General features: G+C 40.4%; 22 protein-coding genes. 13 read left to right on the top strand and 9 right to left on the bottom strand.

Translation table 11 applies throughout. The features are described from left to right. The first annotated feature begins 18 nt into the window (after positions 1 to 18). From T433_RS0107545 to rpe, 3 genes are all read left to right on the top strand, one after another. Entirely contained in the window at positions 19 to 1,824 is a 1,806-nt protein-coding gene (locus T433_RS0107545) for a chloride channel protein (RefSeq protein ID WP_027455377.1), read from the top strand. Between the two features lies 1 nt (position 1,825). Continuing rightward, a complete protein-coding gene (gene fmt, locus T433_RS0107540) occupies positions 1,826 to 2,797 on the top strand; it encodes a methionyl-tRNA formyltransferase (protein WP_027455376.1) in 972 nt (323 codons plus the stop codon). A 213-nt stretch (positions 2,798 to 3,010) separates the two neighbouring features. Further along, on the top strand, positions 3,011 to 3,658 hold the full coding sequence (rpe, locus tag T433_RS0107530) for a ribulose-phosphate 3-epimerase (RefSeq protein ID WP_027450311.1): 648 nt from the start codon (positions 3,011 to 3,013) through the stop codon (positions 3,656 to 3,658). Between the two features lie 17 nt (positions 3,659 to 3,675). Here rpe and T433_RS0107525 read toward each other — a convergent pair whose 3' ends face one another. Continuing rightward, a complete protein-coding gene (locus T433_RS0107525) occupies positions 3,676 to 4,275 on the bottom strand; it encodes a sigma-70 family RNA polymerase sigma factor (RefSeq protein ID WP_027450310.1) in 600 nt (199 codons plus the stop codon). Positions 4,276 to 4,449: 174 nt separating this feature from the next. Here T433_RS0107525 and truA point away from each other — a divergent pair, with 174 nt between their 5' ends. The 3 genes from truA (at position 4,450) to dapA (ending at position 7,062) form a co-directional block, all read left to right on the top strand. Further along, complete coding sequence (gene truA / locus T433_RS0107520) at positions 4,450 to 5,181, top strand: tRNA pseudouridine(38-40) synthase TruA (protein WP_027450309.1); 732 nt, start codon at positions 4,450 to 4,452, stop codon at positions 5,179 to 5,181. A gap of 1 nt (position 5,182) precedes the next feature. Beyond that, on the top strand, positions 5,183 to 6,097 hold the full coding sequence (locus tag T433_RS0107515; RefSeq protein ID WP_027455375.1) for a DMT family transporter: 915 nt from the start codon (positions 5,183 to 5,185) through the stop codon (positions 6,095 to 6,097). 77 nt (positions 6,098 to 6,174) lie between these two features. Continuing rightward, a complete protein-coding gene (gene dapA / locus T433_RS0107510; protein ID WP_027450307.1) occupies positions 6,175 to 7,062 on the top strand; it encodes a 4-hydroxy-tetrahydrodipicolinate synthase in 888 nt (295 codons plus the stop codon). 441 nt (positions 7,063 to 7,503) lie between these two features. Here the strand turns inward: dapA and T433_RS0107505 are convergent, their stop codons facing one another. From T433_RS0107505 to ruvC, 3 genes are read right to left on the bottom strand one after another with little or no spacing between them, the layout of a single operon-like run. Continuing rightward, positions 7,504 to 7,992: a hypothetical protein gene (locus tag T433_RS0107505; RefSeq protein ID WP_027455374.1), complete on the bottom strand. Its 489-nt coding sequence runs from the start codon at positions 7,990 to 7,992 to the stop codon at positions 7,504 to 7,506. A gap of 17 nt (positions 7,993 to 8,009) precedes the next feature. After that, positions 8,010 to 9,323: an ATP-binding cassette domain-containing protein gene (locus tag T433_RS14940; RefSeq protein WP_052357036.1), complete on the bottom strand. Its 1,314-nt coding sequence runs from the start codon at positions 9,321 to 9,323 to the stop codon at positions 8,010 to 8,012. After that, a complete protein-coding gene (gene ruvC / locus T433_RS0107495; RefSeq protein ID WP_027450305.1) occupies positions 9,302 to 9,871 on the bottom strand; it encodes a crossover junction endodeoxyribonuclease RuvC in 570 nt (189 codons plus the stop codon). Before ruvC ends, T433_RS14940 begins: the two co-directional genes overlap by 22 nt. A gap of 152 nt (positions 9,872 to 10,023) precedes the next feature. Here ruvC and T433_RS0107490 point away from each other — a divergent pair, with 152 nt between their 5' ends. The 7 genes from T433_RS0107490 to T433_RS0107460 all read left to right on the top strand — a co-directional run bounded on the left by T433_RS0107490 (position 10,024) and on the right by T433_RS0107460 (position 19,374). Next, on the top strand, positions 10,024 to 11,166 hold the full coding sequence (locus T433_RS0107490; RefSeq protein ID WP_027450304.1) for a hybrid sensor histidine kinase/response regulator: 1,143 nt from the start codon (positions 10,024 to 10,026) through the stop codon (positions 11,164 to 11,166). A gap of 191 nt (positions 11,167 to 11,357) precedes the next feature. After that, complete coding sequence (gene rho, locus T433_RS0107485) at positions 11,358 to 13,247, top strand: transcription termination factor Rho (protein WP_027455373.1); 1,890 nt, start codon at positions 11,358 to 11,360, stop codon at positions 13,245 to 13,247. A 30-nt stretch (positions 13,248 to 13,277) separates the two neighbouring features. Further along, positions 13,278 to 14,300, top strand: a complete 1,023-nt coding sequence (locus T433_RS0107480; RefSeq protein ID WP_027450302.1) for a sugar kinase — start codon at positions 13,278 to 13,280, stop codon at positions 14,298 to 14,300. A 27-nt stretch (positions 14,301 to 14,327) separates the two neighbouring features. After that, the gene (locus tag T433_RS0107475; protein WP_027450301.1) at positions 14,328 to 14,996 is read left to right on the top strand and encodes a bifunctional 4-hydroxy-2-oxoglutarate aldolase/2-dehydro-3-deoxy-phosphogluconate aldolase; all 669 of its coding nucleotides are present in this window, start codon (positions 14,328 to 14,330) and stop codon (positions 14,994 to 14,996) included. A 55-nt stretch (positions 14,997 to 15,051) separates the two neighbouring features. After that, positions 15,052 to 18,105, top strand: a complete 3,054-nt coding sequence (locus T433_RS0107470) for an ATP-binding protein (protein ID WP_052357035.1) — start codon at positions 15,052 to 15,054, stop codon at positions 18,103 to 18,105. Continuing rightward, complete coding sequence (locus tag T433_RS0107465) at positions 18,087 to 18,803, top strand: DUF5932 domain-containing protein (RefSeq protein ID WP_027450299.1); 717 nt, start codon at positions 18,087 to 18,089, stop codon at positions 18,801 to 18,803. The genes T433_RS0107470 and T433_RS0107465 overlap by 19 nt, the downstream gene beginning before the upstream one ends. Next, positions 18,793 to 19,374: an AbgT family transporter gene (locus T433_RS0107460; protein ID WP_027455371.1), complete on the top strand. Its 582-nt coding sequence runs from the start codon at positions 18,793 to 18,795 to the stop codon at positions 19,372 to 19,374. The genes T433_RS0107465 and T433_RS0107460 overlap by 11 nt, the downstream gene beginning before the upstream one ends. Here T433_RS0107460 and T433_RS0107455 read toward each other — a convergent pair whose 3' ends face one another. The 5 genes from T433_RS0107455 to T433_RS14935 form a co-directional block, all read right to left on the bottom strand. Further along, entirely contained in the window at positions 19,375 to 21,333 is a 1,959-nt protein-coding gene (locus tag T433_RS0107455; protein ID WP_027455370.1) for a fructose-bisphosphatase class III, read from the bottom strand. Beyond that, a complete protein-coding gene (locus T433_RS0107450; RefSeq protein WP_027455369.1) occupies positions 21,330 to 22,178 on the bottom strand; it encodes a hypothetical protein in 849 nt (282 codons plus the stop codon). The genes T433_RS0107455 and T433_RS0107450 overlap by 4 nt, the downstream gene beginning before the upstream one ends. A 102-nt stretch (positions 22,179 to 22,280) precedes the next feature. After that, on the bottom strand, positions 22,281 to 23,441 hold the full coding sequence (gene lysA / locus T433_RS0107445) for a diaminopimelate decarboxylase (RefSeq protein WP_027455368.1): 1,161 nt from the start codon (positions 23,439 to 23,441) through the stop codon (positions 22,281 to 22,283). Positions 23,442 to 23,471: 30 nt separating this feature from the next. Then, a complete protein-coding gene (locus T433_RS0107440; RefSeq protein ID WP_027455367.1) occupies positions 23,472 to 24,788 on the bottom strand; it encodes an aspartate kinase in 1,317 nt (438 codons plus the stop codon). A 19-nt stretch (positions 24,789 to 24,807) separates the two neighbouring features. Next, complete coding sequence (locus tag T433_RS14935) at positions 24,808 to 25,473, bottom strand: cell division ATP-binding protein FtsE (protein ID WP_044109444.1); 666 nt, start codon at positions 25,471 to 25,473, stop codon at positions 24,808 to 24,810. Between the last annotated feature and the right edge of the window lie 2 nt (positions 25,474 to 25,475).

Genomic DNA, 25,475 nt, shown 5'->3' with positions numbered 1-25,475 from the left:
ACTGTAGCCTTATATCTGATGACAGATACATCAACTGACATATCTTCATCGTGGCTCTTGCGTCTGAACAGTTGGCGTGAGGATCATATTAGCGAGCGCATGCTTGTGCTCGTTTTAGCTTTCTTGGTAGGCTTGCTAGCTGCGGTAGCAGCCTTTGTACTTCATTCTATCATTCGACAGATTGGTCATTTCCTGACCAGTTCTTTTAATTCAGAATCTTACAACTGGTTATATTTGGTTTATCCCGTTGTAGGTATCTTTCTAACGATGCTTTTTATAAAGTATGTTGTGAAAGATAATATCTCGCATGGTATCACTCGCATCTTATATGCAATCAGCTCGAATCGTTCGCGATTGAAAGCACATAATACATGGACGTCGGTTCTGGCATCGGCTATCACTATTGGTTTTGGTGGCTCGGTGGGTGCAGAGGCTCCGATTGTGCTAACGGGTTCCGCCATCGGTAGTAACCTGGGAAAAGTGTTCGGGCTTGACCGTAAGACTATGATGCTGCTTGTGGGCTGTGGTGCTGCAGGTGCCATAGCCGGCATTTTTAAGGCTCCCATTGCCGGTTTGGTTTTCACACTTGAGGTATTGATGATAGATTTGACAATGGCCTCATTAATGCCTATTCTAGTGTCTTGTGTTACAGCCACTTGCTTTACTTATATATTAAGTGGTGGAAATGCTCTATTTACATTCCATCTTGATGAAGAATGGACGGTTGAACGTATTCCTGCTTGCATTTTCTTGGGTGTGTTCTGTGGACTTGTGAGTCTCTATTTTATTAGAGCCATGAGCTTTTGTGAGGGCATCTTCGCAAGATTGAAGAACCGTACGTATGTTAAATTGTTGTTAGGAGGCGCGCTGCTGAGCGGGCTAATCTTCTTGTTTCCGGCATTGTTTGGAGAAGGTTACGATTCTATTAATTTGTTGATTAATGGTACTGACGAGGCCGACTGGGATGCCATCTTGAACAACTCGTTGTTTTCTGGACATAGTCATTGGCTGATTATATACATAGCATTGGTTTTGTTGACAAAAGTCTTTGCTACATCTGCAACGAATGGTGCAGGTGGTTGTGGTGGCACTTTTGCTCCCAGCTTGTTTGTGGGATGCTATAGTGGCTTCCTTTTTTCACGTCTGTGGAATATCTATCAGGTTGGTGTTCATGTACCTGAAAAGAACTTTGCACTGATGGGCATGGCCGGTGTTATGTCTGGCGTAATGCATGCACCACTGACGGGTATCTTTTTGATCGCAGAACTTACGAGTGGATATAGTCTTTTCCTGCCCCTGATGATTGTATCTGTCAGCTCGTTCTTGACGATTAATATTTTTGAATCGCACAGTATTTATAGTGCACGATTGGCAAAAGAAGGTAAACTGATTACGCATCACACCGATCACGCTGTGCTAACACTGATGCAATTGAGTAGTGTTGTAGAGAAGGATTTTTTATCGGTGGAACCTGATACAGAGTTGAGAGACATCGTCAATAAAATAAGTCGTTCTCATACCAGTGTCATACCCGTGCTTGATGCCGGTGGTATGTTGCAGGGTGAGATAGACATAACCAAGATACGCAATGTAGTATTTCGTATCGAACTTTACCATCATTTTACTGCTCGACAGTTGATGCAGGAGCCTGCTGCTGTATTAAGTGACCAATCGCCAATGACCGATGTAGTGAAAGTGTTCGAGCAGACACATGCCGACTGGCTACCTGTACTCGACAACGAGGGCCGTCTTGATGGGTATATTTCGCGTCAACGCCTGTTTACACAGTACAGAAAGATGGTGGCAGATATGAGTGAGGAATAGCATGACAAAAGAAGATTTAAGAATCGTTTTTATGGGTACGCCCGAATTTGCGGTAGAGACCCTTCAAACTTTGGTTGAAAACAACTATCAGGTGGTGGCTGTCGTGACACAGCCAGACAAACCAGTAGGGAGGCATGGCTCGGTTCTGCAGCCATCGCCAGTAAAGCAATACGCTCTCAGTAAAGGACTGCCTGTGCTGCAGCCTGAGAAAATGAAAGATCCCAGTTTCATCGAACAGTTGAAAGGGTATCATGCCAATTTGCAGGTGGTGGTAGCCTTCCGTATGTTGCCAGAGGTGGTGTGGGCTATGCCTGAATATGGTACGTTTAATGTTCATGCTGCGCTGCTGCCTCAATATCGTGGTGCCGCACCTATCAACTGGGCTGTTATCAATGGTGAAACCAAAACAGGAGTTACGACCTTTTTCTTAGATCACGACATAGATACAGGACGTATTATTGAACAAATGCCTTTTGATATTCCAGACGATGCAGATGTTGAGTATGTATATGACGGGCTGATGCATCTAGGCGCGAAAATATGTCTAAGTACTCTGAGTAAGATTGTGGATTCAAATGGTCATCCTGCAGCTTGCGATCAATCTTCTTTGATCGAGACAGAATTGAATCATGCCCCAAAGATTTTTAAGGAAACCTGTATGATTGATTGGAATAAATCATGCAAAAAGATATATGATTTTGTTCGCGGACTATCACCTTACCCTGGCAGTTGGACAACCATGACAGATGGCGAAGGACACGAAACCGTGATGAAAATATATAAGACTCGCAAAACCAATCTTCCCACCAAAGGAAACGTGGGACAATTAATAGCAGATAAAAAGCACTTGTATGTTTGTTGCGAAGATTTCCTGCTACAAATTGAGGAATTGCAATTAGCTGGTAAAAAGAGAATGGAAGCTACGGCCTTTCTCAATGGGGTGAAAGATATAGAAAAATATTTTGTTCGTTAGTATAATATTTATATGGGTCAGTACGTTATGATAATAAAAACGATCAATAAAAACATAATATATTGGCCTATGCAAATATTTACTCCCGAAGAAATGAACCCCAGTGAGAAGGTGATTAAACTCATTAAACAGATAGCTTATACCTATCGCGTAAATAACAAAGAGGCTTACTGCCTGAATTAAATTTAAAAACATTTAAACTAATAGTAAGAAATGACCATTGTTTCACCTTCAATGCTCTCTGCTGATTTCCTGCATTTGGAACGCGACATTCAGATGATTAATCGTTCTGAAGCCGACTGGTTGCATGTTGATGTGATGGACGGCATGTTTGTTCCTAATATCTCTTTCGGTTTTCCTGTTATCGAGGCAGTTGCCAAGGTATGTACAAAACCTTTGGATGTGCATTTTATGATTGAACGTCCTGAGAGGTATATCAGCCAAACGGCGAAACTAGGTGCAATGATGATGAATGTACATCAAGAGGCTACGGTGCATTTGCATCGCACCATTCAGGAGATACATGATGCAGGTATGAAAGCTGCAGTGACCCTGAATCCATCAACACCTGTTTCGGTGTTAGAAGATGTGATTTCAGAAGTGGAGATGGTGTTGTTGATGAGTGTTAACCCCGGTTTTGGCGGTCAGAAGTTTATTGAGAACACAATCAATAAAGTGAAACGATTGCGCCAAATGATTGACGAAAGTGGTAGTAGAGCTTTGATTGAGATAGATGGAGGTGTACAAAAAGAAACGGCACCACGTCTCGTAGCTGCAGGTGCCGATGTATTGGTAAGCGGTAGCTATATTTTCAAAGCTGCCGATCCCGAGTCTGTCATCAAAGAATTGAAGGCTTTATAAGTCTTAACTACAAGTTGCTATAACTGAAGGGCAAGTTCCATTTTGTTTTCTTTCGCCATTTTACGCAAGTTAAAAATGGCGTAGCGCATACGTCCAAGTGATGTGTTGATGCTAACACCTGTGATCTCGGCAATTTCCTTGAAAGAAAGTTGCTGAAAGAAACGCATGTAAACTACCTCGCGCTGTGTGGCAGGAAGGGTGTTCATCAGTCGAGTAACATCATGCAGAACTTGCTCGTTGACCAATTCAGATTCACGACAATTGTCCATTATGGATGCTCCACGTAAGTTCTGTAGATCGTTTTCTTTGTTTGGTTCAACAAAATGATGGTTTTGCTGCTGACGATACCAATCCATCATTACGTTATGGGCAATGCGGCTAACCCAAAACTGGAACTTTCCAGTATCGGCGTAGTGTCCGCTTTGTAACTTCATGATAACCTTGACAAAGGTCTCTTGGAAGATGTCGTCTGCGATATCGTGATCGCGTACCACGAACATAATATATGTAAACAACTTGCTCTTGGTGCGATCTAATAATTCATCAAACGCACGATTATTGCCTTTAGCATAGAGCAGTGCCAACTGTTCGTCGGTAACTCCTTCAAATTTCTTCATATTGTTTTTATTTTAATAATGAAGTAATTTTGTTTCGATAGGCAATAATTTTTAGATTGATGAGTTATTAATAATGGTTTTATTGGGTACAAAAGTATATAAAAACTTCATAACAGCCAAACTTTTCGTTAAAAAAATCGCTTTTCTTTGATTTTTGAGGTAATTTTGCAGGCGATTATGAGATATTTCATCACATTAAGTTACGACGGAACTCGATTTCATGGATGGCAGGTGCAACCCAATGGAATTTCTGTGCAGGGAGAGTTGCAAAAAGCTCTGTCCCTTATTTTGCGTGAAGAAATAGCTATCACTGGTGCAGGACGCACGGATGCAGGAGTTCATGCCTCGATGATGATTGCGCACTTTGATACGGTAAAAGAGTTTGACTGCCATCAGTTGTGTTACAAGTTGAATAGGTTGTTGCCTCAGGATATTGCTATCCAGCGGATAGAACCTGTTGACGAAGATTTGCATGCACGTTTTTCGGCTACATCGCGCACGTACCATTATTTCATTCATACATATAAGTCTCCTTTTTTACGTCATTATTCATGTGAAATGCATTATGAACTGGACTTTAAGAAAATGAATGAGGCTGCCATGATTCTGATGGAGTATGAAGACTTCGGCGCTTTTTGTAAGAGTCATTCAGATGTAAAGACGACCCTCTGTAAAGTAACTCATGCAGAATGGAAAGAACTTAAGGATGGAGAATGGCGCTTTGAGATAAGTGCGAACAGGTTTTTGAGAAATATGGTGAGGGCTGTCGTTGGAACATTAGTTGAAGTTGGTCGAGGCCGTCTTTCGCTAGATGATTTTCGTCACGTGATAGAAGGAAAACGTCGTACGGAAGCCGGAGAATCGATGCCTGGAAATGCCTTGTTTTTAGTAGATATCAAATATTAATATGTGGTTATTACTTGCATTCATGTCTGCAGCCCTTTTGGGTGTGTATGACTCTTTGAAAAAGAAAGCACTGAAGGATAATGCGGTTATTCCTATTTTGTTTCTTAATACATTGTTTTCGTCGCTTATATTCATTCCATTCATTGTTTTGAGCTATATGACGCAGTCGTTAGAAGAAACGCCTTTTCTGGTGGCTGCAGGAGGATGGGAATGTCATAAGTATATTGTACAGAAGGCCATTATTGTGCTTTCTAGCTGGGTATTAGGATATTTTGGCATGAAGCATTTGCCACTTACAATAGTTGGACCAATTAATGCGACACGACCTGTAATGGTGCTGATCGGTGCATTGTTGGTTTTTGGCGAACGTTTAAATACCTGGCAGTGGATTGGTGTGTCGCTGGCCATCGTCTCTTTTCTTTTGTTGAGCGGAAGCGGAAAAAAAGAGGGAATAGACTTTAAGCATGACCAATGGATTTATATGATTGTTGGTGCAGCAATACTGGGAGCCATAAGTGGCCTTTATGACAAGTATTTAATGGCGCCCGTTGAAGCTGGTGGGGTAGGTCTAGACCGCATGATGGTACAGGCATGGTATAACATCTACCAATGCATCATGATGTTTGTGATGTTGATGTTGTTGTGGTGGCCTAAAAGAAAGGAAAACACCCCTTTTCACTGGGATTGGGCTATTATTGGCGTAAGCCTCTTTCTGTCAACGGCTGATTTCGTTTACTTCTATGCATTGTCACTTCCTGAGGCTATGATCAGTATTGTGTCGATGGTCAGAAGAGGTAGCGTGATAGTTTCGTTCTTGTGTGGCGCAGCGTTCTTCCATGAGAAGAACCTGAAAGCTAAAGCCGTTGATTTGGCCTTGGTGCTGTTGGGAATGATATTCTTGTATATTGGTAGTTAAACGAGTAAAAAAATCGTTTATCGTGCAAGTAATAGAAAAATAATTAGTACCTTTGCAGACAAATTAGACGGACTATTATGGTATACAATATTTTTAAAGGGCTAGGAATTGCGCTCGTAACCCCTTTTAAACAAGATGGCTCTGTAGATTACGACGCTATTTTGCGATTGGTTGACTATCAATTAGAGAACGGCGCAGATTTCTTTTGTATTCTAGCTACTACAGGAGAGACTCCCACACTGACACAAGAAGAAAAGTCAAAAATCAAAAATCTGATTGTAGATAGAGTGCAGGCTCGTGTTCCCATTTTGATGGGTTGCGGCGGTAATAACACAGCTGCTGTGATTGATGAGTTGAAAAATGGTGATTTTAAGGGCGTTGATGGCGTGTTGAGCGTTTGCCCATATTATAATAAACCTTCGCAGGAGGGACTTTATCAGCATTTTAAAGCCATAGCTGCTGCCACAGAACTTCCAGTAGTCCTTTATAATGTGCCTGGACGTACGGGTGTAAACTTGAAAGCAGAAACAACTGTTAGATTGGCACGTGACTGTAAGAATATTGTTGCTATTAAGGAAGCCTCCGGCAACTTGGAGCAGGTGGACGAGATAATCAAGAATAAACCTAAGGATTTTGATGTTATTTCGGGTGATGATGCATTAACCTTCCCCATGATATCGTGTGGTGCCGTGGGCGTTATCTCGGTTATTGGCAATGCGCTACCAAAGGAATTCTCTAAGATGATTCGTTTGCAAATGAAAGGTGAGTATGATCCTGCACGAAAGATACATCATCGATTTACGGATTTGTTCTCGCTGCTCTTTGTTGACGGCAACCCCGCTGGTGTTAAGGCAATGCTACACGAGATGGGTTTCATTGAAAATGTTTTGAGGTTGCCTTTGGTACCAACCAGGATCTCAACACTTCAACGTATGAGTGAAATAATGAAGGAGCTTAAAATCTAAGCTCCTTTTTTTATGACTCACTCGTTTTGCTGTGTTGATGGAATATAAAACAGAAATAGTTTTAAAGTGCCGCTATTCGTTCTGAATACTGGCACTTTTGTTTGCTAATAGTGCCACTATTCCGCCTTAATGGTGCCACTTTCGCGTCTTTCGACTTAAGTCGTGTGACCTGTTGACTTAAGTCGAAAGGTCTGTTGACTTAAGTCGTGAGGTCTGTTGACTTAAGTCGTGAGATCTGTTGACTTAAGTCGTGAGATCTGTTGACTTAAGTCGTGAGATCTGTTGACTTAAGTCGTGAATTAAAGAAGCGGCGCTTTTCAGTTACTAAAGCGTCGCTATTAGGTTGAAAAAGAGCTTCACTAAAATGATTCGACTTAAACTCCTAGCCAAAGGGCGAGGGGAGTACGCTCTTTGACTACGAAGAACATTGGTTATGTTCGCTTACTTTAGCTTCTTTAGTTCTGTTGATGCAGCAACAAAAGCACGTTGCCAATCTGTGTCAAGAGAGAACCGTGTTACACTCTCGGCATTGGAAAAGTATAACAAAACTAATTCTTTCTCTGGGTCTTTGAAGAAGGGATTAGAATAGCTGACATCCATAAAGAGGTTAAGAACTTTAAGCTGATAGGATTTGGGCTGATTCTTAATGTCGACCAATGTTTTACAGTATAAATTGATAAACTGATATAAAGCGTATGCTTGATCATCGAGTACAGAGGCTGGAGCGTCTGGCATCAGCTCTTTCATCTTCATACCCATATAGTTTAATGCGTCTAGCTCAAATCTGTTTACGTCTTTAATGATCTGTGTCGAACGGGGATTATCTATGTGTTCTTGCGTGATTTTTTTTACTTCCGCATAGACCGCTTGCGCAGATGAGCTAATATAAGTTGTGAAAAGCAACGAACAAACTATTATTATCTTTTTCATTATTATAACTGAGGATATTAATGTATTTTTGTAAGTGTAAGATGATGATCTATGCAAGGAGGTAGCTCATCTGGATAGTGAGTCACAAAGATGAGTGACTTATGAGGCCTCTGGCAAAACGTCTCAATGATGTCTTTGACCAACTGTTGGTTGTGTAAATCCAAACCATGCATGGGTTCATCGAGAATAAGAAGCTCAGGGTCTTTGACAAATGCACGCGCCAAAAGAACCATTCGTTGTTCTCCGCTCGACATCATCATAAATGAACGAGTGGCTAATTCCTCTATACCAAATAAACGCATCCACCACATGCACTGTTCGCGCTCTGCTTCATTTGGGCGTACATATAATCCTATGGTGTCTTTGAGACCACTAGCTACTACTTGTAGTGCGGGGAGATTGTGTTTGTAGGCACGATGCATTTCTGGTGATACGTATCCAATACGGCGTTTGATATCCCATATTGTTTCGCCGGATCCTCGTTGATTACCAAACAGTGTGATGTCGCATGCGTAAGCTTGAGGATTGTCGGCAGCAATGAGTGACAACAGAGTCGATTTGCCGGAACCATTGGAACCGGAAAGCGACCAACATTCCCCCTCATGAATTTCCCAATTTAGGTTCTCCAGAATCTGACGATTTCCATAGCGAATGCCAACATCTTTCATCTTGACAACTAAGTTGGATGTAGATGTGTGTATTGGAGTTTGTAGATTCAAGAGTTCCTTTTCCTTTTTATAGCTAAGGCTCTGGGGATTAGAGTGAAACAGTTCTTTTTGTGTTGAATAGATAACCTCGTCAACATATTCAGGTATGTCTTCTGGTTTTGTAAGAAGAATGTAAAGCGTGAGATGCTCTTCTTTAACTAGTGAATAGAGCAGATTGCGCAACGAGTCTCTGGACTCGGCATCTAATCCAATGAAAGGATTATCAAGAATTAAAGTGCTAGGATGCGAAAGTAGCTGTTTCACCAATTGATACTTGCGCAACTCTCCGCTTGAGAGTAATATGACGTACTTGTCAAGCTCGTCATTCATAGCAAACAATCTATAGAGACGCTGTTGATAATTACGCCGTTCAGGATTGTCATCACCTGTAAGAAGGAAAGTCTGCTCAAGAATCCCCCCAACGGTAGGCGTCTCTTCGTCGATGTCGTGTTGGTTCCAGCGTTGCTGAAGATAATAAGCACGATCCGTAAACAACCCATATGAATCGCAGAAAGCCATGTACCGAACCCGATCACTGGCCAGTTGGCGACGAAGTTTATCTACAAATTGGGTTTTGCCGCTGGCATTAAAACCAACAATCGCTATGGTTTTGCCTTTTTCCATACTTTATCCTGGTTTTTATTCACAAAATCCTTCCATCCCTTATAGTGTGGTGCATCGGAAATGGGAGAGCGCATTTGAAGATAGTGACAATAGGCGGCTGCCAAGGCGTCGGTGGCATCCATGAATTTGCTCATTTCCTCTTGTTGTATATGAAGTAAACGCTGAAGCATGCCAGCCACTTGCTCTTTCGATGCATTTCCATTACCTGTCAATGCCATCTTTATCTTCATAGGTGCGTATTCATGAATGGGAACCCCATGTTTGATGGCTGCAGCAATGGCAACACCTTGCGCTCGGCCAAGTTTTAACATTGACTGAACGTTTTTTCCAAAAAACGGAGCTTCAATAGCCAATTCGTCTGGAAGATATGCATCAATGATACCCGTAACTCTCTCAAAAATATAGCCTAGCTTAAGATATGCATCGCCAAACTTGCGTAAGTCGATGATACCCATGGTAATCATTTGAGCTTTTCCGTCGCAGACTTTAAGTAAGCCATATCCCATGATATTTGTTCCAGGGTCAATTCCAAGTATAATTTTTTCCATTTCAATGTGCAAAGTTAGCTAAAAATTCCTGTATACTATAGTAAATTAGCTAAAATAATGTGCTCATATTAAAAATCTTGTCTAAAAATTTGCGGAAATCAATTATTTGTCTTATTTTTGCAAAATAAATCCACACCATTAATTTATTAACGATGGATCAGGAAGGTAAATTTGAGTCACAAATTAACAGAAGTGACTATAAAATCTTAATTGTTGACGATGTCGTCAGCAATGTTCTTCTATTGAAGATACTGCTGTCTAATGAGAAGTTTCAGGTATGTACTGCAAACTGCGGAAATATGGCCATTGAGCAAGCGAAGGCAGAGAAGCCAGATTTGATTTTGCTTGATGTTATGATGCCAGATATTAGTGGTTTTGATGCTGCTATCATTTTGCGTAAGGATCCTGAAACAAAAGATATTCCCATCATATTTCTTACTGCACTTAATAACCCAAGTGACTTGGTAAAAGGTTTCCAGGTGGGAGCTAACGATTTCTTGACGAAACCCTTCAACAAGGATGAGCTGTTGGTTCGTGTGATGCACCAAATAGCACTTGTCGCTGCAAAGCGCATTATTCAAAAGCAAAATAGCGATTTGCAGGCGACTATCAAGAACCGCGATAAGATGTATTCGGTTATTGCTCATGACTTACGCTCGCCAATGGCGTCAATCCGTATGGTTTTGAACCTAGTGATGTCGGCTGTGACTCCAGATATTATTGGTCCTGAATTATTTGATTTGTTGGATAAGGCGAACAAAGAGTCGGAGGATTGTCATGACTTGCTGGATAATCTTTTGAAATGGACGAAAAGTCAGACCGGACGACTCAATGTCGTTCAGCAGGAATTGGATTTGAATGACATCATTCCAGGTGTCGTTGAAATATACAATATGATTGCCCTTACCAAGAAGATTAAACTGGTCTATACGGGTAGTAAAGATCCTGTCGTCGTTTTGGCAGATAACGATATGCTGAAAACTATTGTCAGAAACTTTATTTCTAATGCCATTAAGTTCAGTCCTGATGAGAGCACTATTGAGATTTCGATGAAACCTGAGGGTGAATTCGCCAAAATTAGCATCAAGGACCATGGTGTTGGTATAAGCCCTGATCGCATAGAAACATTATTCCATAAAGGTGAAACGACCTATGGAACCGATGGCGAAGAGGGTAGTGGATTAGGACTACAACTTTGCAAGGATTTTGCCACGAAAATTGGTGGAGACGTTATGGTAGAATCTGTATTGGGAGAAGGATCTACGTTTAGTGTTGTCGTTCCCCTAAAAAAATAAGATATCTGATAATTGACGATTGAAAAACATGCGCATGGTTAATTAATGTAAATACGGTGCAGTTTTTCAATTGTCAATTGTTTATATCAAAGAATTTTTGTACCTTTGCAAACAAATTCAAGTAGCGCTTCTTTCCTAGAAGCGTTTTTTAAAATCAAACAAAACAAATTTTGAAATTAGTATATTAGTTTATGTATACAAAAGATGAACTCCAAAAGATGGATATACCTCAGTTGATGGAAATTGCCAACAACCTAGGTGTAAAAGTTTCTCAGGATGATAGTCTGGAAAAGGTTATCTATGACATTCTGGACAAAGCGGCTATTGATACCGCAAATAATACCAATGAGGCTCCGAAGAAAAAACGTACTCGTATTGCCAAGAAAGACACAGACAAAGTTTATACGGTAAAAGGAAACGAGGGAGAAAACTACGACTTGAAAAGCGGAAAGAAAACTGCCTCGGAAGCGCCTTCTCTTTTCACAGAGGAACAACCTGCTGCAGAGGAAACTCAAAGCGAAGAGAAATCTGCTCCCAAAAAGCGCGGTCGCAAGCCAAAAGTAGCTAAAGAGGAAATACAAGAAGCTACAGAAGAAGTGGCAGTGCCCGCAGAAGAACAGCCAAATGAAACGGTGGTTCCTGAGGAATCTATTGCAGAAATTCCTGAGGAAGCGCATATTGATTCAGACGCCTCGGAGATGTTGGATGAAGGCATGATTAATCAGCTACAAGAAAAAATGTCTCATCACGGATTGTTAGAGGATTTTGAAGTTGAGGATGATGACGTTTGGCCAGGTGACCCAGGCGATGGTACCGACTTTATTACAGTAGTCGATATTCCCATAGAAGATCAAGCTGCCATTCCAACATTGGATATGTTTGATCGCCCCATGATTCAACAGCCAGATACTGCATTCCCTTCAGCACCAACCGTTGCACCTCAAATCGAGAAATACGACTTTGAAGATATTATCAAAGGTAATGGTGTGTTGGAGATCTTGCAGGATGGTTATGGATTCCTCCGCTCCAGCGACTATAATTACCTTTCATCACCCGATGATATTTATGTTTCGCCACAGCAGATCAAACGTTTTGGATTGAAAACAGGCGATGTGGTAGAATGCACCGTTCGCCCTCCACAAGACAATGAGAAATATTTCGCAATGTCTAATGTGGAAATGATCAATGGACGCATACCTTCTGAAGTTCGTGACCGTGTTAGTTTTGAACATCTGACTCCACTTTTCCCTGAGGAGAAGTTTAACTTGTGTGGTGAAAAGGCTACAACAAATCCTTCAACTCGAATTGTTGACTTATTCTCTCCAATTGGTAAAGGACAGCGTGCATTGATTGTGGCACAGCCTAAGACTGGTAAAACAATCCTGATGAAAGACATCGCTAATGCAATTGCTGCCAATCATCCAGAAGCATATATCATGATGCTGCTCATTGATGAACGTCCTGAGGAGGTGACAGATATGAGTCGTACAGTTAATGCTGAAGTGATTGCATCTACATTCGACGAACCCGCAGACCGTCATGTGAAAATTGCTGGTATTGTTTTGGAGAAAGCAAAACGTATGGTTGAATGTGGCCACGATGTGGTTATCTTCCTTGACTCTATCACGCGTCTGGCGCGCGCATACAATACGGTATCTCCCGCAAGTGGTAAAGTACTTACCGGTGGTGTGGATGCCAATGCACTGCAAAAACCAAAGCGATTCTTTGGTGCTGCGCGAAACATTGAAAATGGCGGTTCGCTGACTATTATTGCAACTGCGTTGGTAGATACTGGTTCAAAGATGGATGAAGTCATTTTTGAAGAGTTTAAAGGTACGGGTAACTCGGAAATTCAGTTGGATCGTATGCTCTCTAACAAACGTATATTCCCTGCTGTCAATCTTGTTCAGTCATCAACACGCCGTGATGACCTGTTGCAGGATACAACTACACTTAACCGCATGTGGATTATACGTAAGTTTATCAGTGAGATGAATCCTATTGAGGCGATGAATACTGTACGCGACAGACTTGTACAAAGTAGGAATAACGATGAATTCCTTATGTCAATGAATGGATAATTAACAAACTATTAAAAACAAATTAAAATTATGGCAAAAATTGTAACACTTGGTGAAATTATGCTTCGTCTCTCACCACAGGGTAACGATCGCTTCATTCAGAGTGAGTCTTTTCGTATCATCCCTGGTGGCGGTGAGGCTAATGTAGCTATTAGCGTGGCTAATTATGGTCATGAGGCATATTTTGTGTCAAAACTGCCCAAACATGAGATTGGCCAGATTGCAGTAAACGCTTTGCGTCGTTATGGCGTAGATACACGCTTTATTGCACGTGGTGGCGATCGCGTTGGATTGTATTACGCAGAAACAGGAGCATCTATGCGTCCTTCAAAGGTTATATATGACCGTGCACATTCTTCAATTGCTGAAGCCGATCCAAAGGACTTCGATTTTGATGAGATCATGGAAGGTGCACAGTGGTTCCATTGGAGTGGTATCACACCTGCTATTAGTGATAAGGCAGCAGAACTTACCCGTTTGGCCTGTGAAGCAGCTAAGCGTCATGGCGTGACGGTGTCTGTCGATCTGAATTTCCGTAAGAAGTTGTGGACCAGTGAAAAGGCTATCTCTGTGATGCGTCCTCTTATGAAGTATGTTGACGTATGCATTGGTAACGAAGAAGATGCTGAACTCTGCTTAGGATTCAAACCAGATGCTGATGTCGAAGGCGGACAAACGGATGCTGCAGGTTATGAAGGCATCTTTAAGCAGATGATGAAGGAATTCGGATTCAAGTATGTCGTTTCGACATTGCGTGAGTCATACTCTGCAACGTTTAATGGTTGGAAAGCGCTGATTTACGATGGTAAGGAATTCTATCAGTCAAAACGTTACGAAATTAATCCCATTATCGACCGCGTTGGTGGTGGCGATTCATTTTCAGGTGGCCTGATACACGGTTTGCTGACAAAAGAAACACAAGGTGAAGCTCTCGAATTTGCAGTGGCAGCTAGTGCGCTGAAACACACTATTAATGGTGACTTCAATCTGGTTTCTGCCGAAGAAGTAGAGGCTTTGGCAGGCGGCAATGCCAACGGACGTGTTCAACGATAATATGACACATAAAGAAGAACTACTACTATGGCAAAATTTGATAAAATAGCTGTACTAAAAAAGATAGGTGATACAGGTATGGTGCCTGTTTTCTACCACAAAGACTTAGAAACATGTAAGAATGTAGTAAAGGCTTGCTACGAAGGAGGTGTACGCGCATTCGAGTTTACTAATCGTGGCGATTTCGCACATGAGATTTTCGGAGAGTTGGTAAAGTGGGCAGACATGGAATGTCCTGAGCTGGCATTAGGAATTGGTTCTGTTGTAGATGCTCCTACTGCTGCATTATATCTCCAGTTGGGTGCAAACTTTGTTGTTGGTCCTCTGTTCAACCCAGAGATTGCGCCAGTTTGCAACAGACGACTGGTTCCATACTGTCCTGGATGTATGACTGTATCTGAAATAGGTAAAGCTCAAGAGTTGGGTTGTGATCTGACAAAAGTATTCCCTGGTGATGTGGTTGGACCGAATATGGTGAAAGGTTTGAAGGCACCAATGCCTTGGTCTAAAATCATGGTCACTGGTGGCGTAGCTCCAGAAGAAGAGAACCTGACCAAGTGGTTTAAAGCAGGCGTATTCTGTGTAGGTATGGGATCAAAACTCTTCCCAAGCGACATCGTTAAGGCTGGCGATTGGCAGTACGTGACCAACAAGTGCAAGGAGGCACTGGGTTATGTGGCAAAAGCTCGCGCTTAATATAGTCACCGCAATATTATTTCTTTCAGCTTGTTCACCGTCTAATAGACAAGCGGTGGACAAGCTGAATTCTCTTTCTTATGCCTTTCATTATCGTGACTTAGATTCAGTCAAGCATTATGCGAATGTTGCTATCAACCTCTCAGATAATTACCCTGATGGAAAGGCAGAAGCTTTTAATAATCTTGCATTCGTTCACATTATTCGAATGCAATACGATCAGGCTGACAGCCTGCTTCGTCAAATCCCTCTATTAACGGACAATCATATTGAACTTCTTGTTGCGTATGTTCAACAGATGCGATTATGTCAACGTCGTTCACATAATCGAGAGTTTTATGATTTTCGTATGAAGGCCCTACAGTCATTGGCCAGAATAGAGGAAGATACAGAAATGCTCGACGAGCGTCAGAAGCATCGGTTAAGCTATGCCAAAAGTGAGATGTCTCTGATCACCTCCACCTACTATTATTATGTAGGACTGGAACGACAGTCTATACAGGCTATGGATGAAATATCCGTTGATCTGGAAAGTGACACTGCCCAATATCTGAACTACCTATATAATATTGGTGCCGGTGGTGTGATTAATCAGGGTACTCAAGATGATATCAATGAAAAAGAAATTGTATATCTAACAAGGTGCTATGAATTAGCAAAGGAGGGACAGTATACATTTTTCATGGCCAATTCGTTAGAAGGACTAGCTGAACATCATTTGGATGAGTATTATGCACCTGCATTGGCTGATAGTGCACTGATTTTATTTTGCCAATACGGGGATGTTTACCAAATTGCGGGTGCTTATAGAACATTAGCGTCCTGCTATTGGGCCCATCAAGACTACGAACAGGCTCTGTTGTACTTAGAAAAAGCCCTTTCTGACTCCACTATAAACCAAGCACCAGACCTGGTTGCTAGTATTTGTGAACAGTTGAGTGTGGTCTATGCGGCTATAAACAATAAACGAAATAGTGATCTGAATAGAAATCGCTATCTTGATTTACAAGAACAAACACGTCAAGATCGCTCACTGGAGGCTAGAGCCGGACAGTTGGAGTATCAGCTGTCGCAATTGAATGATTTATTAATCGTTCTTTGTATTGTTATAGGTTTTGTTGCTACCTTGGTTTGTGTACTCTATTATCGCAGACTTCTACGTCATCGAAGAAATAATTATGTTGAAGATGAAGAGATTGTCAATGAAATAGAAGAGATTCAAGAACAGATAGATATAGCAACACTGCATTGTGAGAATGAGCAACGTGCTCTAGTGGAACATCGTGCAAAGATTTCTCTTGTAAATAGTATTACTCCACTGATAGATAGAATACTATATGCAATCAAGTCGCCCAACGACCATATCGATATTGACTCTATTACCTATGTCAATGAGCTGACGGAGCAGATAGAAAAAGACAACGATGTTTTAACCAACTGGATAAAGCTACATCAAGGAGACTTAAATCTACATATAGAATCCTTCCCGCTGCAGGAAATATTTAATATTGTAGCAAAGAGCGAAATGGGATTTAATATGAAACATGTTCAGTTGAACATTGTTCCGACAAATGCTACGGTGAAGGCTGACAAGATACTGACAGTGTTTATGTTGAACACGCTGGCTGATAATGCACGTAAATTTACGAGAGAAGGAGATGTCGTTTCCATCTATTCTGAGGAATCCGATGATTATGTCGAAATCTCAATTAAAGATACGGGCATTGGAATGGATGAGAACACAGCAGCGCATATATTTGAACACAAGATAGAAGGTGGTCATGGTTATGGACTTGTAAACTGCAAGGGAATCATTGAGAAATATCGCAAGACTAGTAAAATATTCAATGTATGTACTATCAGTTGTGAAAGTTCAAAAGGCGAGGGTAGCCGGTTCTATTTCCGACTGCCTAAAGGCGTTGTAAAGATGTTAAGTAGAAGTCTTTCTCTTTTATCTTTTGTTATAGCCTCATTGATTCCTCTGAATGTGTCTGCCATGACTCCAATAGAACAAGCAAGTATCTATGCTGACTCTGCTTATTTCTGTAATATTAATGGGGATTATGAAAAGGCTTTGACTTTTGCAAATTTAGGTAGACAAAAGATCAATGAACAGTATCTAAAGATATGCGCACAAGGAAAAGATACTTTGATGGAGTATGCGGATAATGCGGTAATTCCGGAGATTCTTTGGCTACACGATTCTATTGATATTAATTATAACGTCATATTAGATATTCGAAACGAGAGTGCGGTAGCTGCTCTGGCACTTCACGATTGGACACTATATCATTACAACAACAGAATATACACTCTCTTGTTTAAGGAATTGTCTGCGGATGCTACATTGGATGATTATTGTAGAAAAATACAACAGTCACAAAGCAATAAGCAAATAGCAATTATACTATTAGTAATCTTACTGTTTTCCATCATCGTGGTCATCGTTTGGCATGTTATTGTTAAACTTAATAATTCTGCACAACGCCAGAACAGCATTCGAGAGCAGTTGAAAATGAAGGAAGATGAGCTAAATAGAATACGTTATGAAGAAGGTAATCTTTACGTAACAAATGCTGTGCTGGACAATTGTCTTTCTTCACTTAAGCATGAAACGATGTATTACCCTGGTCGAATACGGCAACTTTTAAATGATGGAGATTTAAAATCTCTTATCGATACCGTCGCCTATTATCGTGAGATTTATGGTATTCTAAGTGAACATGCCAATAAACAAGCAAACGAGCATTCTACTAGGCTGTCAGAGTGTGATCATGAGATTTTAGCAAACGAACTGCAACTGAAAATGCTTTTTGATTTGTTGAGAAAGGTGTTTAGTGGTCAGATTGAAACTATTAATTATGTACCACGAGATAATAGATATATAGCTTGCCAAGTTAATCTGAAGCAAGTGTCAATAACAGATGAAGAGTTGAAGAATCTTTTTGCACCAAGCATCGAACATATACCATTGCTAATATGTAAACAGATTGTGAGAGATCTAGGTAATATTACCAATTTACACAGCTGTGGTATTTGGGCAGAAAGAAAAGATGACAAAGTGATTATCAATGTTATATTTCCACGAGTATGCAAAACTTCAAAGTAATTATCGTAGAAGACGTTCCCTTAGAATTGAAAGGGACTGAAGGTATTATAAATAAAGAGATTCCTGAGGCAGAAATAATTGGAACAGCGGATACAGAATCTGCCTATTGGCATTTGTTAAAAAAGCAACTGCCTGACCTTGTCTTATTGGATTTAGGATTAGGTGGTTCTACGACTGTTGGAGTAGAGATCTGTCGTCAGACTAAAGAACTGCACCCTGAAATAAAGGTTTTAATATTTACAGGTGAAATACTAAATGAGAAACTGTGGGTTGACGTGCTAGATGCGGGAGCTGACGGTATTATTCTAAAGACAGGCGAGCTGCTGACACGCAATGATGTTTCGGCTGTAATGGAAGGTAAACAACTTGTCTTTAACGAGCCGATTCTTAAAAAAATTGTGGAGCGATTTAAAAAGAGTATTGGTGCGCAAATTGCTAAACAAGAGGCACTCATCAACTATGAAATAGATGAATATGATGAACGATTCTTGCGTCATTTGGCACTTGGCTACACGAAGGATCAAATAACGCAATTGAGAGCAATGCCTTTTGGCGTTAAAAGTCTGGAAAAACGCCAAAATGAATTAATACAGAAATTGTTTCCAGATGGGAAAAGCGTCAATGCCACCCGTCTTGTTGTAAGAGCCATAGAACTCCATATCTTAGACATTGATAACCTGGAACCAGATGAAGAATAGAATTATTGGTTTTCTTGTAGTCTTTTTATGCATATTAGAAGTTATGCTAGTACTTGCTTCGTGGTTAATGTCTGCCATTGAAGTAGAGGGGATACGTTCTCTTCTTTCTGCGGAGGGAATCAGGTGGTTCTTTGGCAGTTTTGTAGATGGACTGCAAACGGAAGTTCTTATTTGGATACTTCTTCTTTCTATCACATGGGGGTGTGTTAGGAATTGCGGAATTGGACATTATAATCACGACATACGCCATTATGGCGCATTTAGGATAGTTTTGTTTGTTGTCGTGGTGTACGTTTCGTTTATATTTTATATTTCGTTGCCATCACATGCTATTCTTCGTTCTGCGACAGGAGGGCTATGGTCATCTGCGTTTAGCAGAGCTGTTGTTCCAATTATTGCTTTTATCTTTTCTTTGGCAAGTATTATCTATGGTCTTATTACAAAGAGGTTCGCATCAGCTTCTACCATAATAGCTGCGATGGGGGATGGTATAAAAACAATAGCACCATACTTGGTGCTATACGTTTTTGTTATGCAATTGATAAACTCGTTGGTTTATGTGATAAATTGATTATACCCTTTTTTCTTTAATAATGCCATGTCTGTATGCATAAAGCAAATCTTTAAGATCTTGAATTTGCTCACGTAGCTCACGACCTTTGTCAGTATCTGAAACATGCATTCTATGAGCTGACAATTCTACAATTTGGGTTGTTGATTTGATGTCAGTACCTCTTAAAACAGCATCATTAGCATTAGTGAATGGTTCATGTTGTACCAACTGGAATCCACGACTATGATATACTAATGTGTAGCCAGCTATACCTGTTTCTTTATGATATGCTTCGGAAAAACCGCCGTCAATTACCATTAAACGTCCTCCGGCCTTAATGGGATTTTCTCCTTTTGATGCATGTACAGGCACATGTCCATTTATGATATGTCGATTTTCCCCCTGAATACCAAAAGCATCAAGAATCCGATCACACACTTCTATGGAGTCTCTTAACTTATAATAATATCCTTTTTCCTCTTGGTACGTAATTTTGTCAGATAAGAAATACCTTTCAAAGGTAGCCATCTTTGACTTGTCAAATAATGGAGAATCCTTTCCACACCAAAGATATAAGAAATAATCTTTTGCATATTCTTTTATGTCCTGTGGGGTGTCATTTTGAAAAGCAGAACGAATCATTTGGCCAATATAATCCATAAGTTCTAGACCACATAACTCTCGGTTCAGAATTTTCACTCTTTTCAATGAGCCATCAGCATTCAATGGGATTGAAGCATGGAAAAGGAGGTTCTGATTGCATATGTTATACATGCATCCATGACTTAGCATCGTTTGTATATGTTTACGAAGTTTCTCGCTGACACGGAAAGAGTGATGTAGCTTGCTTAACAAGGTGGATTCTTCTGTCGTTAATTCATTACAGTTGTTCTCATTGATTGTAGGAAAATAACAACTGTTCATTTTATATGAAATACCATTTACAATACAGGTGGCATTTTTGTAGTCGATATTTTCTAGCATACAGCGATCTTCCATCTGCCAATCCTTACGGCGATGGAAAATTCTAGCTTCTTCTTTGAATTGAATGACAGAAATGGCTTTATGCATCTTGGCTATTAGGTGAATCGTCTTTTCGTCTAAAGACTGTCCTTTAACAAGTAATGGCATAAATTCTGTGCAAGGATCATCCTTGTAAACATCTAGAGCAAAAGTTGCTAAAGGTACAAGATTAATTCCATATCCTTCCTCGAGTGTTGCGAGATTGGCATATCTTAATGACAATCTTAGAACGTTGCAAATACAAGCATCATTTCCTGCAGCAGCTCCCATCCATAATACGTCGTGATTTCCCCATTGTATATCCCAAGAATGATATTGGCGTAAAGTGTCCATAATGATATGTGCTCCAGGACCACGATCATAGATGTCGCCTAAAATATGTAGTTGATCTATAGCCAGACGATGTATTACATTACAAATGGCAACTATAAAATCATCGGCTCTTCCTGTAGAGATGATTGTATCTACAATAACTGACACATAGGCAGCTTTGTCTTGGTCGTCTAGACTTTCGTGTAATAGCTCTTCTATTATATACGAGAACTCAACGGGAAGTGATTTTCTAACTTTTGAACGGGTGTATTTGCTAGAAACATCACGGCAGACACGAACCAACTGGTGTATAGTTGTTTGGTACCAATCGTCAATATTGTCTTCATTAGCCTTGACTAACTCCAATTTCTGCTCAGGATAATAAATCAGAGTACAAAGTTCTTTCTTGTCGCTTTCACGAATGGTATTCCCAAATATCTCGGAGACTTTGCGTTTGATGTTACCAGAGGCATTCTTCAAAATATGTAGAAATGCTTCATGTTCTCCATGAATATCAGCTAAAAAATGTTCTGTCCCTTTGGGTAGGTTTAGTATAGCTTCTAAGTTAATTATTTCACTAGCAGCATCTGCTGCGGTAGGATAGGTCGTAGATAAGAGATGTAAGTAGCGTTCGTCTATCATATTCTTAGATAATTAGCCATCAAAGTCCGTAATTTGTTTGTATATTTATTGTTTTGAGGGAGACAAGGCATAAATCCTTCGTCCAACCATGTAGTTTCTTTAAGTATCTGCAAAATACTTGGAAGGTAAGTATCGAAATGCAATTCCTTTAGGTCGTGAAGAAAACTTTCTTCGTCAATGTCTCCGCGTCGCAAGGCAATGTCTAATTCTACAAAGCGAAGTAAAGCAACATCACCTTCTATGATTTTTGTTATTATACTTGTTGCATCATGACGTTCTAATGGTATCGGTTCATTATAATGAGGAGGAAGATATGAGTTGATCACTTGAGAAGTCGGTTCTTGTAGATCAAGAACTGTGGCACCAGATCTAATAATATCTGATATTCCCTGATAGTGTGCATAGATGTGAAGCTTATGCCAGTCAACCGGATGGAACTCCTCAAGTTGAACCCAACGTGCATCTCCTGTAATACCTGCTTTCAACATTGCATGCATCATCTGTATGGTATTTGAATCCATCAAAGGAAATACATCGGAGTCAATGACTTTACGGTATATTGCTTCCAACTGATTACAACATGCATCATTTGCTGTTGTTTTGGTTAAAAATGGATTGCGAACGACTTCCAAACGTTCGTAAGTTTCTGATAGTTTTTTTCGTTCCATTTCACTTCTGGCAATCACAACATATGCGTCACGATTTATATTTTCGCCATGAGGTGAAATGACAATTCGGAAGTCGTTCGTAATATTCCATTTTATTGAACCATGAATATGTATGATATCGGGATGAATATTCTCAAGGGTCTTCTTCATGTCTAGAGAGTCATCTACACTCTTCATATCAATAGAAGACGGCATCTCCGAACATAGCATGTTTACATAACGTGCTAACTGGTGATTATCATGAGAATAAACATTCAATATACGCATATTCACTTCGTTTTATACGAATTCATCACTAGTATATCCCTGTGGGAGTGTGCGGCAATTATAGCTGCTAGCCATAATCTCTCCATAAGCTCCAGCAGACCGAATCGCAATCAAATCGCCGCGATGTACTTTGTTCAGGTCAATCTGTTTGGCAAACACATCTGTAGATTCGCAGATGGGGCCTACAACATCGTATGATTCAGATGCTTCATCACTTGACAGGTTTTCAATCTTGTGATATGCCTGATAGAGTGCTGGGCGAATTAAATCAGTAAATCCTGCATCAACAATAGCGAACTTCTTCACATAGCCTTCTTTCACATAGAGCGTTCGAGTGATAAGCGTGCCACATTGTGCTACTACAGAACGACCCAATTCAAAATGAAGGGTTTGACCTGGACGTAGTTTTAATTTCTTTGCAAATGTGTTGAAATACGACTTAAAGTCTGGAATAGGAACTCGATTTGGATGTTGGTAATCTATTCCGAGGCCACCACCGACATTAATATGCTCAACAGTGAGATGATGACGTTCTAATTCAAGCTGCAAATCGTTAATCCTATTGCAGAGAGCCTCAAAATCTCCCATATCCAAAATTTGAGAGCCGATGTGGAAATGAAGACCAACTACCTTGATGTTTTCCATATAGGCAGCTTCTTCCATAACCTTAACCATATCTCTCATATCGATGCCAAACTTGTTTTCTGCTAGTCCTGTCGTGATATTAGCATGAGTGTGAGCACCAACGTTGGGATTGAGACGGAAAGCTACACGAGCAATTTTTCCTTTCTGATGAGCTAGTTCATTGATGACGTTCAACTCTGGTATGCTTTCAACATTAAAGCAGAAGATATCATTGTCTAAGCCTAGATTGATTTCCCAGTCGCTCTTTCCGACGCCAGCATATACTATCTTCGATGCAGGGAACCCCGCACGAAGTGATGCTTCTACTTCACCACCACTGACACAGTCGGCGCCAAATCCTGCTTCTCGGATATATCGTAAAACTTTAGGATTGGCGTTTGCCTTAATAGCATAATGTACGCAGAACCCTTCATGCTTTTGTGCTTCTTCTTTTATTGTATCTAGCGTTTTGCGAAGCAGTTCTGTATCATAGTAGTAAAACGGCGTTCTGATATGGCCGAATTTCTCAATAGGGAATAATCCTTTCATGAATATAGTATTGTGTTGTGTTGTTGTGATTTAGTTAAAGAGTTGATCGCTGAGACTTTGTAAAGCACGCTTTTTGTCTTCCTCACGAATAAGGAAAGAAATATTATAGTTGCTTCCGCCATATGAAATCATGCGAACGGGGATGTTCTTCATTGCATCCATGACCATTGTCTCAAAACCAATGTTTGACCAGTCAAGGTCACCAACGACGCATATGATACACATACCTGTATCTACGGTAACAGTGCCATATTTCTTCAGTTCGTCAACAATCTCGCCAAGATGAGCAGAGTTGTCAATTGACATAGAAACACCAACCTCTGAAGTACATACCATATCAATTGGAGTTTGATATGACTCAAAGATTTCGAACACTTTACGCAAGAATCCAGTTGCCAAAAGCATACGTGAAGATTTAATCTTAATAGCAATGATATTATCCTTTGCCGCAACAGCTTTGATCTTTCCGTATTCTGTCTGGTTGGAGATAGTGGTTCCTTCGGCTTCTGGTTCCATCGTATTTAACAAACGCACAGGAATGCCTGCATACTTTGCTGGCTGTACGCATGTGGGATGCAGAATCTTAGCTCCAAAATATGCAAGCTCTGCAGCCTCTTCAAAATGAAGCTGATGAACAGGTTCTGTCTTATCAACAACTCGAGGGTCGTTGTTATGCATGCCATCAATATCTGTCCATATTTGGATCTCATCGGCACCAATGGCAGCGCCTATCAGTGAAGCTGTATAGTCAGAACCTCCGCGCTGTAAGTTATCTATTTCACCATATGCATTACGGCAAATAAAACCTTGTGTGATAAATACTTGAACGTCTTTATGCTGCTCCATTAATGCGGCGAGCTTCTCCTTAATATATACGGGGTCTGGCTCGCTATTTTTATCTGTTCGCATAAAATCGAGCGCATTAAGCAACACGGCATTAATTCCCAGTTCCTTCATGTAATTTACCACCATGTTGGTAGACATCATCTCGCCTTGTGCAACGATGCTTTTTTCTTCAAAAGAAGTAAACAGCTCTTTTGTAAACGAGCGCAGATAGTTGAATTCTTCTGCAAGGAAATCGTGTGTTATCTTTCTGTATTCTTCTGTAGAATACAACTCTGGCAAATGACGCTCGTATTTCTGCTCTAACTTGTTGATAACCTCATTGGCACCATCTGGATTCTTCTTATATAGATAATCCGAAATCTCAACCAAAGAGTTTGTTGTACCAGACATTGCAGAAAGAACCACCATTACGGGTTTTCCTGATTTTGTAACAAGATTAGTTACTTCCTTCATTCTTTGCGGAGATCCTACTGAGGTTCCGCCAAATTTCATAACTTTCATATCTTAATTATTTTTGTTGTTATTCTTTGATTATTTGATTGTTTTCACAGTGATATACAACACCAGGAAATTGCTCGAGTAGTTGAAGATTATGTGTACTCATGACAACTGCAGTTTGCTGTTTGGAGAATCCGTAAAGAAGTTCCATAATTCCTTTTGCTGTATCTGGATCGAGATTGGCAGTGGGTTCATCTGCTATAATTAATTTGGGCGAATTCAAAATTGCTCGGGCAATTGCAATGCGCTGTTGCTCACCTCCGGAAAGCTCATGTGGCATGCAGTCAATCTTGTCATACATACCAACGACTTTCAGTACTTGCTCGATGCGAGATTCAATCTCAGATTTATTCTTCCATCCTGTGGATTTCAATACAAACTGAAGGTTATGATGAACAGATCGGTCAGTCAGTAACTGGAAATCTTGAAATACAATTCCCATCTGACGACGTAAAGCAGGTATCTCCTTGCTCTTAATTGATAGCATGTCACTACCTAGAACGTTAGCACAATCTGCCTTTTCTACATCAAGTTCCTTGTAAAAGGTCTTTAGCAGGGAACTTTTGCCAGATCCAACGCGGCCAGTGATATAAATAAACGAGTTTTCATCGGCCGTGAAGTTTACATTCTCAAGAACAACCTTTCCGTCTTGTTGACATATTGTTGCATTTTTATAATCTATCAACATCA

Source organism: Xylanibacter brevis ATCC 19188 (assembly GCF_000621725.1).
In the GTDB taxonomy this organism is placed as follows: Bacteria; Bacteroidota; Bacteroidia; order Bacteroidales; family Bacteroidaceae; genus Prevotella; species Prevotella brevis.
The sequence above is the reverse complement of the archived record's forward strand: the minus strand, read 5'-3'. Positions and strand labels throughout refer to the sequence as shown.

Excerpts from the sequence above, each read along its gene's own strand:
- T433_RS0107545 (WP_027455377.1), top strand. The coding sequence starts at position 19 with ATGACAGATACATCAACTGACATATCTTCATCGTGGCTCTTGCGTCTG.
- fmt (WP_027455376.1), top strand. The coding sequence starts at position 1,826 with ATGACAAAAGAAGATTTAAGAATCGTTTTTATGGGTACGCCCGAATTT.
- rpe (WP_027450311.1), top strand. The coding sequence starts at position 3,011 with ATGACCATTGTTTCACCTTCAATGCTCTCTGCTGATTTCCTGCATTTG.
- T433_RS0107525 (WP_027450310.1), bottom strand. The coding sequence starts at position 4,275 with ATGAAGAAATTTGAAGGAGTTACCGACGAACAGTTGGCACTGCTCTAT.
- T433_RS0107515 (WP_027455375.1), top strand. The coding sequence starts at position 5,183 with ATGTGGTTATTACTTGCATTCATGTCTGCAGCCCTTTTGGGTGTGTAT.
- dapA (WP_027450307.1), top strand. The coding sequence starts at position 6,175 with ATGGTATACAATATTTTTAAAGGGCTAGGAATTGCGCTCGTAACCCCT.
- T433_RS0107505 (WP_027455374.1), bottom strand. The coding sequence starts at position 7,992 with ATGAAAAAGATAATAATAGTTTGTTCGTTGCTTTTCACAACTTATATT.
- T433_RS14940 (WP_052357036.1), bottom strand. The coding sequence starts at position 9,323 with ATGGAAAAAGGCAAAACCATAGCGATTGTTGGTTTTAATGCCAGCGGC.
- ruvC (WP_027450305.1), bottom strand. The coding sequence starts at position 9,871 with ATGGAAAAAATTATACTTGGAATTGACCCTGGAACAAATATCATGGGA.
- T433_RS0107490 (WP_027450304.1), top strand. The coding sequence starts at position 10,024 with ATGGATCAGGAAGGTAAATTTGAGTCACAAATTAACAGAAGTGACTAT.
- rho (WP_027455373.1), top strand. The coding sequence starts at position 11,358 with ATGTATACAAAAGATGAACTCCAAAAGATGGATATACCTCAGTTGATG.
- T433_RS0107480 (WP_027450302.1), top strand. The coding sequence starts at position 13,278 with ATGGCAAAAATTGTAACACTTGGTGAAATTATGCTTCGTCTCTCACCA.
- T433_RS0107475 (WP_027450301.1), top strand. The coding sequence starts at position 14,328 with ATGGCAAAATTTGATAAAATAGCTGTACTAAAAAAGATAGGTGATACA.
- T433_RS0107465 (WP_027450299.1), top strand. The coding sequence starts at position 18,087 with ATGCAAAACTTCAAAGTAATTATCGTAGAAGACGTTCCCTTAGAATTG.
- T433_RS0107460 (WP_027455371.1), top strand. The coding sequence starts at position 18,793 with ATGAAGAATAGAATTATTGGTTTTCTTGTAGTCTTTTTATGCATATTA.
- T433_RS0107455 (WP_027455370.1), bottom strand. The coding sequence starts at position 21,333 with ATGATAGACGAACGCTACTTACATCTCTTATCTACGACCTATCCTACC.
- T433_RS0107450 (WP_027455369.1), bottom strand. The coding sequence starts at position 22,178 with ATGAAGAGTGTAGATGACTCTCTAGACATGAAGAAGACCCTTGAGAAT.
- lysA (WP_027455368.1), bottom strand. The coding sequence starts at position 23,441 with ATGAAAGGATTATTCCCTATTGAGAAATTCGGCCATATCAGAACGCCG.
- T433_RS0107440 (WP_027455367.1), bottom strand. The coding sequence starts at position 24,788 with ATGAAAGTTATGAAATTTGGCGGAACCTCAGTAGGATCTCCGCAAAGA.
- T433_RS14935 (WP_044109444.1), bottom strand. The coding sequence starts at position 25,473 with ATGTTGATAGATTATAAAAATGCAACAATATGTCAACAAGACGGAAAG.